The sequence below is a fragment of the Psychrobacter sp. AOP7-C1-14 genome, from assembly GCF_052376135.1.
GTDB lineage: Bacteria > Pseudomonadota > Gammaproteobacteria > Pseudomonadales > Moraxellaceae > Psychrobacter.
Genome location: NZ_JBQSVH010000001.1, coordinates 317,858 through 331,696, shown reverse-complemented (window position 1 = coordinate 331,696; position 13,839 = coordinate 317,858). Strand labels below are relative to the sequence as shown.

General features: G+C 43.8%; 22 protein-coding genes and 1 tRNA gene. 20 read left to right on the top strand and 3 right to left on the bottom strand.

Annotation, left to right across the window (positions count from 1 at the left end; all coding sequences use genetic code 11):
- Positions 1–23: 23 nt before the first annotated feature.
- The 3 genes from ACT3QN_RS01435 to ACT3QN_RS01425 are packed head-to-tail and all read right to left on the bottom strand — an operon-like array spanning position 24 to position 1,507.
- Positions 24–521: an HIRAN domain-containing protein gene (locus ACT3QN_RS01435; RefSeq protein ID WP_444528755.1), complete on the bottom strand. Its 498-nt coding sequence runs from the start codon at positions 519–521 to the stop codon at positions 24–26.
- Positions 522–553: 32 nt separating this feature from the next.
- Entirely contained in the window at positions 554–763 is a 210-nt protein-coding gene (locus tag ACT3QN_RS01430) for a hypothetical protein (RefSeq protein ID WP_444528754.1), read from the bottom strand.
- Positions 764–781: 18 nt separating this feature from the next.
- Positions 782–1,507, bottom strand: a complete 726-nt coding sequence (locus ACT3QN_RS01425; protein ID WP_444528753.1) for a LexA family protein — start codon at positions 1,505–1,507, stop codon at positions 782–784.
- A 125-nt stretch (positions 1,508–1,632) separates the two neighbouring features.
- On the opposite strand from ACT3QN_RS01425, the gene ACT3QN_RS01420 reads away from it, so the two are divergent.
- From ACT3QN_RS01420 to ACT3QN_RS01325, 20 genes are all read left to right on the top strand, one after another.
- Complete coding sequence (locus ACT3QN_RS01420; protein ID WP_134292421.1) at positions 1,633–1,854, top strand: transcriptional regulator; 222 nt, start codon at positions 1,633–1,635, stop codon at positions 1,852–1,854.
- A gap of 54 nt (positions 1,855–1,908) precedes the next feature.
- Complete coding sequence (locus ACT3QN_RS01415) at positions 1,909–2,358, top strand: phage regulatory CII family protein (protein ID WP_444528752.1); 450 nt, start codon at positions 1,909–1,911, stop codon at positions 2,356–2,358.
- On the top strand, positions 2,351–2,539 hold the full coding sequence (locus ACT3QN_RS01410) for a hypothetical protein (RefSeq protein ID WP_444528751.1): 189 nt from the start codon (positions 2,351–2,353) through the stop codon (positions 2,537–2,539). The genes ACT3QN_RS01415 and ACT3QN_RS01410 overlap by 8 nt, the downstream gene beginning before the upstream one ends.
- Before the next feature lie 40 nt (positions 2,540–2,579).
- Positions 2,580–3,254, top strand: coding sequence for a phage antirepressor KilAC domain-containing protein (locus ACT3QN_RS01405; RefSeq protein ID WP_444528750.1), 675 nt, complete (start codon positions 2,580–2,582; stop codon positions 3,252–3,254).
- The gene (locus ACT3QN_RS01400; RefSeq protein ID WP_444528749.1) at positions 3,254–4,645 is read left to right on the top strand and encodes a YdaU family protein; all 1,392 of its coding nucleotides are present in this window, start codon (positions 3,254–3,256) and stop codon (positions 4,643–4,645) included. Before ACT3QN_RS01405 ends, ACT3QN_RS01400 begins: the two co-directional genes overlap by 1 nt.
- Positions 4,642–4,914, top strand: a complete 273-nt coding sequence (locus ACT3QN_RS01395; protein ID WP_444528748.1) for a hypothetical protein — start codon at positions 4,642–4,644, stop codon at positions 4,912–4,914. The genes ACT3QN_RS01400 and ACT3QN_RS01395 overlap by 4 nt, the downstream gene beginning before the upstream one ends.
- A 22-nt stretch (positions 4,915–4,936) precedes the next feature.
- Positions 4,937–5,134, top strand: coding sequence for a hypothetical protein (locus ACT3QN_RS01390; protein ID WP_444528747.1), 198 nt, complete (start codon positions 4,937–4,939; stop codon positions 5,132–5,134).
- On the top strand, positions 5,134–5,478 hold the full coding sequence (locus ACT3QN_RS01385; RefSeq protein ID WP_444528746.1) for a DUF1064 domain-containing protein: 345 nt from the start codon (positions 5,134–5,136) through the stop codon (positions 5,476–5,478). The genes ACT3QN_RS01390 and ACT3QN_RS01385 overlap by 1 nt, the downstream gene beginning before the upstream one ends.
- Positions 5,479–5,703: 225 nt before the next feature.
- A complete protein-coding gene (locus ACT3QN_RS01380) occupies positions 5,704–5,892 on the top strand; it encodes a hypothetical protein (protein WP_444528745.1) in 189 nt (62 codons plus the stop codon).
- Between the two features lie 16 nt (positions 5,893–5,908).
- Complete coding sequence (locus ACT3QN_RS01375; protein WP_444528744.1) at positions 5,909–6,058, top strand: hypothetical protein; 150 nt, start codon at positions 5,909–5,911, stop codon at positions 6,056–6,058.
- Positions 6,055–6,879 carry a hypothetical protein gene (locus ACT3QN_RS01370; protein ID WP_444528743.1) on the top strand — a complete coding sequence of 275 codons (825 nt, stop codon included), beginning with the start codon at positions 6,055–6,057 and terminating at the stop codon, positions 6,877–6,879. The genes ACT3QN_RS01375 and ACT3QN_RS01370 overlap by 4 nt, the downstream gene beginning before the upstream one ends.
- Positions 6,880–7,169: 290 nt before the next feature.
- On the top strand, positions 7,170–7,385 hold the full coding sequence (locus ACT3QN_RS01365) for a hypothetical protein (protein ID WP_444528742.1): 216 nt from the start codon (positions 7,170–7,172) through the stop codon (positions 7,383–7,385).
- Positions 7,368–7,445 (top strand) — tRNA-OTHER (locus ACT3QN_RS01360). Before ACT3QN_RS01365 ends, ACT3QN_RS01360 begins: the two co-directional genes overlap by 18 nt.
- A 76-nt stretch (positions 7,446–7,521) precedes the next feature.
- Entirely contained in the window at positions 7,522–7,704 is a 183-nt protein-coding gene (locus ACT3QN_RS01355; protein ID WP_444528741.1) for a hypothetical protein, read from the top strand.
- Positions 7,685–8,029: an HNH endonuclease gene (locus ACT3QN_RS01350; protein WP_444528740.1), complete on the top strand. Its 345-nt coding sequence runs from the start codon at positions 7,685–7,687 to the stop codon at positions 8,027–8,029. Before ACT3QN_RS01355 ends, ACT3QN_RS01350 begins: the two co-directional genes overlap by 20 nt.
- Before the next feature lie 118 nt (positions 8,030–8,147).
- Complete coding sequence (locus tag ACT3QN_RS01345) at positions 8,148–8,612, top strand: phage terminase small subunit P27 family (RefSeq protein WP_134292432.1); 465 nt, start codon at positions 8,148–8,150, stop codon at positions 8,610–8,612.
- Between the two features lie 18 nt (positions 8,613–8,630).
- Positions 8,631–10,352 (top strand): terminase large subunit, encoded by a 1,722-nt coding sequence (locus ACT3QN_RS01340; protein WP_444528739.1) that lies wholly within the window; start codon positions 8,631–8,633, stop codon positions 10,350–10,352.
- 16 nt (positions 10,353–10,368) lie between these two features.
- Complete coding sequence (locus ACT3QN_RS01335; protein WP_252962945.1) at positions 10,369–11,649, top strand: phage portal protein; 1,281 nt, start codon at positions 10,369–10,371, stop codon at positions 11,647–11,649.
- Positions 11,618–12,466, top strand: a complete 849-nt coding sequence (locus ACT3QN_RS01330) for a head maturation protease, ClpP-related (RefSeq protein WP_444528738.1) — start codon at positions 11,618–11,620, stop codon at positions 12,464–12,466. The genes ACT3QN_RS01335 and ACT3QN_RS01330 overlap by 32 nt, the downstream gene beginning before the upstream one ends.
- A 58-nt stretch (positions 12,467–12,524) precedes the next feature.
- Complete coding sequence (locus ACT3QN_RS01325) at positions 12,525–13,745, top strand: phage major capsid protein (RefSeq protein ID WP_444528737.1); 1,221 nt, start codon at positions 12,525–12,527, stop codon at positions 13,743–13,745.
- Positions 13,746–13,839: the final 94 nt, after the last annotated feature.

Genomic DNA, 13,839 nt, shown 5'->3' with positions numbered 1-13,839 from the left:
TTATTATTAGCCAACTCTTAGCTTTAAAAGACTATCGAGAAAACAAAAAACAATACTAGTACGCCTACGATAATCATTGTCATCGATACTTTCTTTTTAGGCGCTTCTGGTAGCGAGGGTGGGGAAGGCTGGCTTGTTGTATCTTTATACTTTCTTAAGCTTTGTGGTGATTCAGCCAAATCCTCTAGATTTAGATCAACCCATGCACCATACAAGCCTTTGCTGCCTCCGTATATTTTGCATCTTACAGACAGGGTATCTCTCTCGCCTTCACATAGATGTCGATAGCGAATAGCATCTTGCTTGGATAAATAACCCAGCGTTCCATAGGTAGAAACGACAGCTACTGCGTTCTTGTCATAAGGGTTGTTTGGTTCGTACGTTAAATCTACATCAACAAAAGCAGACTCGCCCTTTTTGAAGGCATTAGGTTCGTTAAAGTTCTTTCTGAGAGCATCTTGATAGTTAGACTCCCCTACAATTGGAGTATCGAACTCATAGCCAAAGTGCCAGTCTGTCATTTGTAAAATCCCTTTATTAATAAAATCCTTGGTTATTCTGCATTTACATCCGTATTTTCATCACGATTGCGGCTTTTAATTGGGAAGTTTTCCATATCATAAACTGGAATCATGACCAGACCGCCAAATTCTTTAGCTGCTAATTTTACTTCATCAACAGTTAAGTTTAGCGCTTCGTCATTGTCTGCCGCTTCATTAATTTTAGCTATTAACTGGTTTATCGGTAATTTACGATTATCCATCACATCAGTCCCTTATTATTAGTATTCGACATATTTGCCCACGACTTTACCTACCAAATTACATTCACCCATCGGCACCATTCTTTGCTCAGGCCAGTTGGGATTAAGCGGTCTTAGGTACATATCATCTGACGTTTCGCCTAGTACTAGCTGCTTAAACGTCGCTTCTTTATCATCATTGCATTGTACGATGACAAGATCGCTATCTTTGAGTGCAAGAAATCCTGTTTGTGGTTCAACATAGATGACTTCACCAGGCTTAAACTCTGGCAGCATGCTTTGCCCTTGTACACGCAATGCAAAACCAAGTTTAGACAGGTTAGGGGGCTTTGGCGCTTCACCAATAGCATCTTCAAATGTCACAGGATCTACATTAGACCAACTACCCGCAGCAACCCAGCTCAATATAGGAACCATGCCTGAGCCGCTAGACATTCTTGCACTTGTAGTGCCGTCTGGTACTGGATGGGTTTCGCCTCCACTGCGACCCTCTATATCTTTTATCTTCTGCATTAGATCGTCACGGCTTGGCTTTGGCGTGTTTTCGCCTTCTCCGTACATCAACCAATCGACGTTAGTTTCTAGAACTTTAGCGAGCTCATTGATATATGTAGTCCGCTTTGTAAGCCCTTTTTCTATCTTGTAATAACTTGGCTGAGACATACCAGTGGCATCTGCCACATCTTGTTGAGATAGATTCAACCTGTCTCTAGCCAGCTTAACCCTCTCTGCTAATGTGCTCATTAATAACCTCCAGTTATTACAGTCATTTTAATAACCTAGGTTATCAATGTAAAATGCTTAAAGTTATTGATTTATAATAACTAAAGTTATATTATTAAAGGGTAATTATACCTAGGGTAATAAAAATGAATCCCAACAATCCTTATAAGGCTCTCGTCAGCTATTTCGGAAACCAGCATAAAACAGCTAAAGCCTTGGGCTGTAGCCAGCCTGGTGTATGGAAATGGGTTCGAGGCAAATCTAATATGTCAGCTGCTTTGGCACTAAAGGCAGAGCGAGTAACTAATGGTGAGTTCAAGGCCGTCGATCTTTGCCCCGCGCTAGCATCGCCTGAAGCCACTGATTAAATACTACAACCAACCCTTAATCAATAACACGTTTTTATAAATAGGTAGGACACGATGGACGTAATCGACGCAGCACACAAAACAGTACATAACGCATCACACGGTGGCTCTATCGCATTGGCAGCACGCATGGGTATGTCGAGCACTGTACTCAACAACAAGGTCAATCCAACCACGCCTACGCATCATCTACGCTTAGATGAAGCGTTAACCATCATGGAATACACAGGCGACACTAGCATCATTCAAGCTATGGCCCATCGTCTTGGCGGTGTGTTCTGTACGGTTGAAGGTGAGGCGACGCAGGCAAGCATACTTATGACAGCACTATCTACATCTGCATGCCAGGGTGACGTTATGTCTGAGATGCACAAGGCGCTAGAAGACGGTCGCATTGATTGCAATGAACGTGATGCACTACAAACCAAAATTCAAGACACGATGAAGATGCTACGCACACTTAGCGTCCAAATCACGAATCATTGTGAGGGTAATCATGCATAAGATTGATCAGTGTAAAGCTAGCCAGCTAAGAACGGCTTTAGTTGTGACAGGTAATGATGCAGACATCAAACGTGAGTTTGAACGTATCGAACGTGCTTGCCAGCACAAACAAGGGTGGGAGCTTAAACACAAAGCAGTCGTCCAAACAAAAAGCCCATCAGCTGGAACTGATGGGCTTTAGGCGTTTCTTCAAAGCAAAAACTAGATAAAGGAATACTACAATGAATATTCAGACTTTGCAAACAAATAATCAAAAACGCATGACTAGCCAGCAAATCGCTGACTTGGTTGAAAAGCGTCATGACAACGTGAAGCGCACTATTGAGTTAGTGGTAAAAGCTGGCGTGATTGTCCAACCTCAAATTGAGGATGAATATACCCAAGACACTATGGGCCGTCCTCGCACAACACAGGTGTATGTTTTCAAAGGTGAGCAAGGTGAGCGCGATAGTCTTGTGGTAGTAGCACAGTTATCACCTGAGTTTACCGGCGCACTTATAGATAGATGGAGAGAGCTGGAAGCGCAAGCTACCACGCCAGTTATTCCACAGAGTTTTGCTGAAGCTCTACAACTAGCAGCTAATCAAGCGCTACAGATTGAGCAGAACGCACCAAAAGTTTTGCATTATGACAACGTAGTTGAGCGCAAAGGCCTGCTTAATGCTACCCAGGTCGCTCAAAAGGTACGTCTATCAGCTGTTGCTATGAACAAGATACTTGACGAGCTTGGAGTATATAACAAGGCGGTGAAGCGCTCTCGTGTGTTCCAGCAATGGTTTATCGATAAAGGATTGGGCGAAGTCAAGCAGACTGACCAAGGCTACTCACAAGCTATGTTCACCAAACGCGGTGAAGCATGGATCATTGAGCGTTTGATTAGTGAAGGGGTGGCCTAATGCATTTCTATAACTTCAACATTGCTGATTTTAACAACTCAACACGCCACCTATCGTTACCTGAGCGTGCTATCTATCGTGACTTGATAGATATGTACTATCACAACGAACAAGCCATCGATTCGTCAGATATGGATAAGCTGGCTCGTCGTCTGCTATGTACTACGCCTGAATATCTCAAGATGCTCGAATACATACTTGATGAATACTTTGTCAAACGTGGTAAGCGTCATCACCATCATCGTATCGATAAAGAGATTAAGAATTACAAATTCAAAAACGGTAACGCTGATAGTAACGGCAAGCGTAACGCTGTAACGAATGATGTAACGCAAGGTGTAACGCCAAGTAACGCACCATGTAACGTTACGTGTAACGATAATGATGCACCTATGACACCCGCAGAACGTGTGCGTAAGTCTCGTCAAGACAAACGCAATATGATTAATGACCTTACTGATATAGGCGTATCTGTTAACAAGGACATTGGTACTGCTGATCTAAGAGAATTACACGCCAAGCATATTGACGCTATTAAGCAGTGTCACGCTAGTAACGTTACAAGTGATGTAACGCAAACGGTAACGCCCAGTAACGATAACTGTAACGCTAGTAACGCAAAAAACGCTGCTATAACTAGTAACCATGAACCAGTAACCAGTAACCAACAACCAGTTAGTGAGAGAGACGCACACACAAACACAGGCGAGGTGATTGTGGATAAGTTTAACCATGGTTCTGTGGATAACTCTACCGATGACAATCAACCATCAGACAGCCAACCAGCACCAGTTGCACCACAGTCATCAGCCAACCAGCCAGCAACCAAAGCTGACCAGATACGTGACCAACGTGCAGACGACATTGAGAATTGGGAAGCACCAACCATTGACCAGATGCGCGGTGAGTTATTCAAAGCAGGCAAGATGATACAGCTGACCGATGATCAGTATCAGTTTGAAATCTCAGCATTCAAAGCTCATTACGCTGAGCAAGCGCTCAAAGGCAATCCACTGACCACAGAATCTTATCGCAAAGTAAAACTAATCAAATGGATGATGCGTGAAGCAAACAACCAGAAGGCCGATCAAGCACGTCAGGAAAAAGCTAAGGGCCGCTTCTCTACTGATAATGAAGATTGGGGAACCACGGGCAACAAAGGCGATTCAAACTTTGATAGCGACTTACCGCCTGTCTACCATCCAAGCCATAGCGCAAACCAGCCTACTGATGAGTATGCGCCACTGTTCTTGAATGGCTGCAAGCGCTCACCTTTACCAGGCATGACAACTGCGGAGACTGAGGCGTATGTAGATAGATATGTTCAGTCTGGTGAAGCTCGAGTAACAGCATATGATCGTTTATCAAGAGAAATGAAGGAGGCGGTATGAGTTATTTCGACGGCTACGTTCAAGGTCCAGTAAATACGAATCAAAGGGTTGAGTTCAATCTAACCAAACGCGGTCAAAAAATACTAGATGACCATAATGCAAAGGTTAGAGCTACCTGCAAAATGTTGGGCGATTATAGCGCTACGAAGGTAGATGCTGAAGGCATGCATGTTATGCAGTTGCATACAGCCATGAAAGTCTTTGGCGCTGCAAATACCGTAGGCACAGAGTCACCTTTTGAAAACTGCGTTATGACTATTTTGCGGTAAACCATTTGCAGGCGAGGTGAGTATGAAAACCACAAAGGGCCTCAACGTCTTAGGACTGCAAAAGTCATTTGATACAAAGGTTTATTCTTATCAAGGCTGGTCTGGTCGAGTGAGAGTAGTTGAAGGCAACCCTTTCTATGATGACTACGCCAAGTGGTCAGAGAGCGGTCAGGCTAGAGATCATGAATATGGTGATATTAATTTAAAGGATGGTAAGTGATGAATAAGAACGTACAAGCGCTAGGCCGTATGAAGTCAGGGAAGATGAACAACACTGAAAAAGCGTACGCCCAGTATTTAGAAATGCAGCGCCGCGAAGGTGAAATCTCTTACTACTCTTTTGACAACATTAACCTACGCCTAGCGGATAACACATTCTACAAGCCAGACTTTTTGGTGATGCGCTCAAACGGGCAGTTAGAAATACATGAAGTTAAAGGTCATTGGACTGATGATGCTTTAGTAAAGATTAAAGTTGCTGCTGATAAGTTCCCTTTCAAGTTCATCGCAATAATGAAGCAAACAAAGAGAAATGGCGGTGGCTGGGACGTTCGAGATTTTTAACACATAAAGGTTTAGCTATGAATGATCATCAAGTTACATGCGGTAATTGTTATAAGGTTATTCACTTTGTAATTGGCGATTTAGTACTAAGACCACGACCTGCCAACAGCGACTACCCTAATGGTTTCTTGATGATTAGATGCTCATATTGTGAATACCTTAATCCACCATCAGGCATGTTGGGATATGAATTAATACACAAAGAATGGCTGAGGAGGTAGTACCTTGAAAAATTCGACTAAGGCATGTCTGCTTATTTTTATTGCATTTGGCATGCCTTCTATAGTGATGGCTTATGTAGAGCTTATTGCGGGCGCTGGGTTCAGTGCTAGGCAGTGGGGAATATCTTTAATTATGCTTTGCTTTGCAGCTTTTATTGTTTTTATAAGAGCCGTAGCAGATCCGAAATGGTAAGTCTTAGGAGAAATCGATGAGTAAGATAAAGGATAGCAGCAGAATTATCGCAATGCTTAAGCAACAGACCCATGGTATATGCGATCCATTAGAGTTCAAAGGTCAGAGTTATATACCACATAAGCCACGCAATAATCGCAAAACTAAGAAAGGTGGTAAAAAGTGACTGATATCGAAATCAAGACCGAATGGGTTGATAAGGCAGGCGAGATAATGGAAGTGCTGCATGTCGATTATGATAAAAACGAACTTAGGTTTAAATGGCTTAACAATCCAAATCGCACAAAAGAAAGAGTCATATCTATTGATAAGTTTCTTCGTTACGCCGTGCCAGTTGTTCGAGCGCAAGAAGTATCAGATAAGCCTGAGCCAGCAAAGGAAAAGTCTAAGCATGGTCAGTTTACCTGTGCATGGGTTGATGAGTTGCCTAATAACTTTGGCCAGTCTCCAAACCTGCAGCTATCAAATCAAGATTGGCTCGAACAAGGTATGCATGCCAAGACCGTTAAGTTTAATATTGGAGCCGGTGGATTACCGCCAGAAGTAAACTGGGAAGACCATTGTGCTGCTATCGCTATGATTGATGACAAGCCAGCCAAGGCGCTGGCAAGTATATTGCTATGGGGTAGTGATACTAACTGGGATTGGTCACGCCATTTCGATGATGTGGTGCGATACCTAGCGGCTAATATGATTGAGCGATGCAATAAAAATAAGCGTGTTGCACCGCAGGCATGCACTCATAGCCTGCATGAGCTGGCACGACTGATGGCACGTATGGTATTACACTTCGAATTGTATGAGCTATGGGATGTTTATACAGTTAAAGGCCGGCTGCAGTTCTCAGGCATAAAGATTAACGTTAATACTTATAGCCATGCTTGGTTAACATACCAACGTCAAATGCTTCAGGATCTATTCGACATGGTTGTCAATGCTGATCATTATGTTAGTACTTACCGAAAAGAATTATCAGCAGCTCAATGAGCTATAGTACTTGACCCATGACTGCCGAATGGGGTACTATTTCTCATACTGGCTTCAGTTGTAAGTAGAGCCAAAGAAATAAAAGACGACAGCTTAATTGCTATCGTCTTTTTTTATGCCTGATTGATTTAGCCACAGTCAGCACATGCCATAGAGATACTCGCTAGCAGGTGGCACTGCAAACCAAATCGAAGTCTTCATGGTATAATTACCGTTGCATGTGGTGGTTATTGTTATCGTGCAAGGCGAACGTAGCTGCTTATCTATTGACCACTAGTTAAGGTTGACCTATGTCAAATAAAGATTGTAGCGCTGAGTATGTAGAAACAATCCAGTCTATTAGATCGGATGTTAGAGACTTAAGGTTCATGCTAGCAGACAATAGCCATGGCTATGAACTAGCTGATGGTCTTTTAGATAAAATAGGAGAGCTTGAGCTTCTAACATTGCAGTTGCTGAAAGAGTCTAAGTTAGAAGAAAAAATTATCCCGAAGGTAGCTCAGTAGGTAGAGCGCATTACTGGTTAGTATATGAGGTCGCAGGTTCGAACCCTGCCCAACGGGCCAAAGCATTCCTTCCTTACCCACGTTAGAAATAGCGTGGGCTTTTTTATGTCTAACGTTTGGTCATGGAGTTGCTGTCATGTTGTACGAATACTCAGGCAAAGAACTCTATGACAGCTATGACAATGCTGAGACACCAATACTTAAAGCCCATCAACGCAAGCTACTACAAGATCGTGCTGACCGCGGCAATACTGAAGCCAAGAACTTCATTAGGCTCATAGAAGCTAAGGAAAGTACTCATGCCATCGACACCATGTAGACAGTACCGCTGTCCAAACCTCGTTAAACGCAAAGACAAAGGATACTGTGATGAGCATGCAGACCAAAGAAGCAACTGGACCAAGCGACCAGACAGAACGGGAAGCACAACCAAGCGCGGTTACGGCCACGTTTGGCGTAAGATTCGCGCGCAAGTACTTGAGCGTGATGCTCATCTTTGTATGTCTTGTAAGCGCTCAGGTAGATACGTGCCAGCCACCGACGTCGACCACATAATTAATAAGGCGAACGGCGGTACTGATGAGCTCGAAAACCTACAATCGCTCTGTAAAAAGTGTCACCAAACCAAAACGGCCAATGAATAAAGGGGGAGGGTGGGTAAAAACTTCAGCCGGAAGCCCCTAGTGACCGCCCCCTAAAGTACATTTTTACGCGCGTTTAATTAAAAGTTTAGCCCATTGACTAAGCTAAGGAATTTGTGATATGGGAGGTTTGGCAGCGGTACCAGGTCGAGGTCGCAAGCCGGACCCGAAAAAATCTAAAGGCAAAAATATCAACGTTCCAGAATTTAGTAATGTGACTGATATTGACCCGCCCGATTATATGGACGGCCTAGAGTTTGCGCCGATGATTTGGCGCTCGATAGTACCTGAGCTCTTAGAAAACGAGCTGCTAAAAATTACCGATATGCATAACGTCGAAGTTTTCTGTATGGCCTATGATAACTATCGTGAGTGCCAAAAAGAGATTGCTTTAAACGGCATAACTTTAGCCACTGAAGGTGGAAGCACAATCAAGAACCCAGCATTAACAGCACTTAATGAAGCAGTAAGACAAATGGCGACTTTTGGTAGTTTGCTTGGCCTTGACCCATCTTCCCGTCAGCGCTTAACTGGCGTTGGCAATAAAGAACAAACAAACCCATTTTCAGGTGTCCTTAATATGTAGATGCTCAAGCGAGATACTATGGCCGATTATCCTAATGTTGATATCGCCAATAAGTGGGCAAGGGCAGTTGCTAAAGGCAAAGTTCCAGCGTGCAAATGGGTTGTTCTGGCTTGCCAACGCCACTTGGACGACTTAAAAGCGTCAAAAAAACGCAACTATCCATATAAATTTGACCCAAAAGCTGCCGAAAAAAAGATACTTTTCGTTGAATTGCTACCTCATACGAAAGGTGAGTGGGCCTTAAAACGATTAAAAATTCAGCTTGAGCCATGGCAAAAATTTGGCATCGCAGTCACGTTCGGTTGGATGCGTAAAAAAGACGGCTTCAGACGATTTCGAGAATCCTATTGGGAGGTACCGCGTAAGAATGGTAAGTCTGCAATCGCAGCGGGCGTCGCTCTTAATATGTTTGCGAATGATGGTGAGTTTGGTAGTGAGGTTTATTCAGGCGCGACAACAGAGAAGCAAGCGTGGGAGGTTTTTAAACCAGCGCGTTTAATGGTCATGCGTTCGCCCGATCTAATAGCGGCCACTGGCATACAGATTAACGCGGCAAGCCTTGAGCGTCCTGATGACGGCTCATTATTTGAGCCTATTATTGGTGACCCGCCAGATGGCCAGTCGCCGCATTGCGCTATTGTCGATGAGTACCACGAGCATCCAGATAGTCGCCTTTATGACACGATGCAAACAGGTATGGGCGCGCGCCGCCAGCCGATGATATTTGTTATCACGACAGCCGGTCATAATATCGAGGGCCCTTGCTACGAGCTGCGCAGTCGTGTGCAAGACATGTTATTAGGTAACGTACCAGATGATGAATTGTTTGGCTGGATTTGGAGTATTGACGAAGGCGATGATTGGACCGACCCAAGTGTATTGATCAAAGCAAATCCTAATTATGACGTGTCTGTCTATGCTGACTTCTTAGAGTCCCAACAAACCAAGGCTATCAATAACGCCAGCCGTCAAAACTCTTTTAAGACCAAGCACCTTAATGTTTGGGTATCTGCAAAATCTGCCTTTTTTAACATGGAGCACTGGCGCGCGTGTGCTGATGACACGCTAAGTATTGATGATTTTTCAACAACACCTTGTGTGATGCCGATAGATTTGGCGTCAAAAATAGATATAGCGGCGCGGATTAATTTGTTTTACCGCTATGAGGACGATGGGAAGCTTCATTATTACTGTTTGGCACCATGGTTTTATTTACCAGAAGACACGGTTTATAAGGGCGATGAGAAACAAGCGGTTGAGCGGTACCAGAAATGGATGAATCAAGGTTTGCTTGAGGTGCATGACGGTGCTGAAAACGACCTGAATGCCATTGCTGAAGACTTAGTTTCTGATGCAGGTAGCTTTCCATTAACCGAAGTGCCTTACGATGAATGGGGTGGCTTCCAAGTCGCTGCCACTATTGAAGCTGCAGGGTATGACGCCGTAAAGATTCCTAAGACGGTTAAGTCTTTCTCTCCTGCTATGCGTGAACTAGAAGCAGCTATGAAAGGTGGGCGGTTCCATCACGATGGCCACCCAGTCTTATCTTGGATGATTGGCAATGTGGTATCACGCGAAGATGCAAATAACAACGTATTCCCGCGTAAAGAAACAAACTACAAGAAGATTGATGGTGCTGTTGCTCTGTTAATGGGTATCAGCCGTGCAATGGTGCTGGCAGGTGATGGCGGTAGTGGTGACAACGGCTTCTACGATGACCCAATCATGATCGGCGTTTAATATTTAAGGATTCAATGTGCTTAATCTAATCAAGCCCAAGCGTTTTGCAAAAGCTGCAAAAGCCGCAATCAGTTTTTTAGGCTTGGATGGACATCTGAGTTTAACGCCAAGCGACAATATATCGACCAGAACAGCCAGTGGTAAAAATGTCACTGTTGATAGCGCTTTACAGCTTAGTACTGTTTTTTCGTGCGTACGCTTAGTCGCTGAGACAGTATCAACATTACCGCTAAAGGTTTATGAAACCAAAGCTGACGGTAGTCGTGTGGTAGCCAAACAGCATCCTCTATACGATTTATTGTGTCGTTCGCCCAATTATGAGATGACGCCTGCACGATTCATGCAAATGATTGTGGCAAGCCTACTGCTTTGGGGCAATGCTTACGTTGAGATTAAGCGCAATATCACGGGCAAGCGAATTATATCTCTAGAGCCTCTTTTGCCACAGCACGTAAGTGTGACTCGTAATAAAAACAATCAGCTGCTGCAGTATCATTACACAGATGAAGGTACGCGGCGTGAAATTGGTCATAAAGATGTCATGCATATTCGCGCATTTGGTGTCGATGGCGTGATGGGTATCTTTACGATTAACAAGGGCCGCGAAACATTTGCAACTGCTGCATCTGCTGAACAAGCAGCTGGTAAGTTCTTTGAGAATGGACTGCAAACCTCTGGATTTTTAACCACTTCAGAAAAGCTTAATAAAGAACAACGTACCAGCTTAAGTAAGCATATAGAAAGATTTATGGGCAGCAGCAATGCTGGCAAGACAATGGTGCTTGAGCATGGCATGCAGTACAACGGCGTGACCATGAACCCAGAAGCGGCGCAGATGCTAGAGACACGCTCTTTTGAGATTGAAGAGATCTGTCGTTGGTTCCGTGTATCGCCCATTATGATTGGTCACTTTGACAAACAAAGCTCATGGGCGGCATCTGCTGAAGCGCAAGACTTACATTTTTTGAAATATACGTTTAGGCCACTGCTAGTCAATATTGAGCAAGAGATCCTACGTTGTCTTATCGGCAAACTTGATAGTGATAAATACTATGTTGAGTTTAATGTCGAAGGCTTGCTACGAGCGGACAGTAAGACGCGCTCTGAATACTATTCATCAGGTCTGAATAACGGTTGGATAAACCGCGATGAAGTCCGGTCTAAAGAAAATATGCCGCCGATTGAAGGTGGTGATAAATATACTATTCAATCAGCATTAATCCCGCTTGATCAAGTGGGCACAAACTACAATGGAGTTACCAAAGATGAGCAAGCGAACAATGATGCCAAAAGCTGATTTTGAAGCAACGCATGATGTAAGAATGCCGCTTGCTTTGGACCAATGGAATCCAGACATCAAAGCGTCAGACGATGACTCTGAACACGTTATTAATATCTTAGAGGTTATCGGTTATGACTGGTGGACCGATGGTGGTATAACTGGCAAGTCTATCAGCGCTCAACTTAAAAGATTTAACGGTGCAGATATCATCGTTAACATTAACTCACCTGGTGGCGATGTGTTCGAAGGCTTGGCGATCTACAACATGCTGCGCGAATATGCTGGTCATGTAACCGTGCGAGTACTTGGAATGGCTGCAAGCGCAGCTTCGTTTATCGCAATGGCGGCTGATGAAGTTAAGATTGCGCGTGCTGGCTTCTTTATGATTCACAATGCTTGGACTGGTGTTGGTGGTAATCGTAACGATATGCGTGAAGTCGCTGATTTTTTAGAGCAAATCGATGCGACTATTGCTGATATTTATCATGTCAAAAGCGGTATGGATGCCACCGAGCTTTCATCGCAAATGGATAAAGAGACTTGGATTAATGGCAAACAGGCCGTTGAGACAGGTATGGCTGATAGCTTCTTGGACTCTGATGTGATTTCAGAGCAAGCGAACAATACTGCTAAAGAGCGTATCGCTGCTCACAAACTAGATTTAATCATGGCGCAAGCGGGTATGTCTCGTAAAGAGCGCCGTGGTCTTGTAAAAGATTTAAAGAGTACGCCTAGCGCTACTCAACCAGATGCTACGCAAAACGCTGGCGTTGACTTATCGGGATTAGTTGTCGATCTGCAGAATGCGATTGATTCAATCAAACTGAAATAAACAAACTCAACCATTCATCTCGCTGCCTATATGGCGGCTTTTTTTGTGAGAAAAAATTATGACTGATCAAAATAAAGATCAAACGGCTGAACAGCTAAAGCAAGTCAACGCGAGCCTCAAAGATCTGACTGAAAAGACGTTACCGAAAGCCGAATCTGCTTTGAAAGAAGCGCAAAAAGCTGGCGAGCTGTCAAACGAAACCAAAAAAGAAGTTGATAAGCTTATCACTGATTTAAATATCCAACGTGATTTGCAGAATAAGTTGCAAACTGAACTGGGTGAAGCTGAGCAATTATTCGCACGCATTGGTAATGGTGGCAACCAAGCTCCAGCCCGTAATCGCGCAGGTGATTTGGTTATCGCTAATGAAGCAATGATTGAGTTTAGTAAATCAGTGGTCGCTGGTCGCCGCTTAGCTATTGACATGCCTCGCAATGCGCTGACTTCGTTTGCTGTTAACCCAGTTGATGGCACTACTCAGATTGTCACCAATCCAAACCAACGATTAACTGTTCGCGACTTATTATCGCCAGGTGATACTGAGTCAAATGCCGTGTCATATCTACGTGAGACGTTATTCATTAACAACGCGGCGCCGGTTGCCGAAAATACGACCAAGCCTTATTCGGAAATTACTTTTGAAGAAGTGCTATCTGGTGTCAAAACGGTTGCTCATTTAATGAAAGCCGCCAAGCAGACGCTTGATGATTTGCCACAGCTGCGCAGTATCATTAACGGGCGTCTGCTTAATGGTCTAAAGCGTGTAGAGGATACGCAACTGCTATTTGGTAGTGGTGTCGGCAATAACTTACACGGTATCTATACGCAAGCGACTGCTTTTGCTAACCCTAGTACCAATACCACACCTTCAAACAGTTTAGATATTATGCGCTTGGCAATGCTGCAGGTCACTCTAGCTGAGCTATCAGCGACTGGTCATGTAATGCACGATATTGATTGGACTGATATTGAGTTGATTAAAGATGCCAATACGAATGGTTATTTATTTAGTAATCCGTTTGGCACGTTAGAAGCACGCCTATGGGGTCTACCAGTGGCACAAACCAATCAACCGGGCATGCTTGGTAATTTCTTGACTGGTTCATTTGCCGATGCCGCGCAAATCTTTGACCGTGAAGATGCGAACGTGGTTGTCTCTACTGAGAACGCTGATGATTTTGAGAAAAACATGGTTTCAATCCGTGCTGAAGAGCGTTTGGCATTGGCCGTCTATCGCCCACAAGCATTTGTTAAAGGTTCTTTGACAGTCGCGCCATAACGAAACCTTTATCGTTGAATATACAAAATACGCAACCTGTCTATCAAGTTGCGTGTTTTTTTATTAAGCCAAAACCATTTTATCAAGCTGTTTT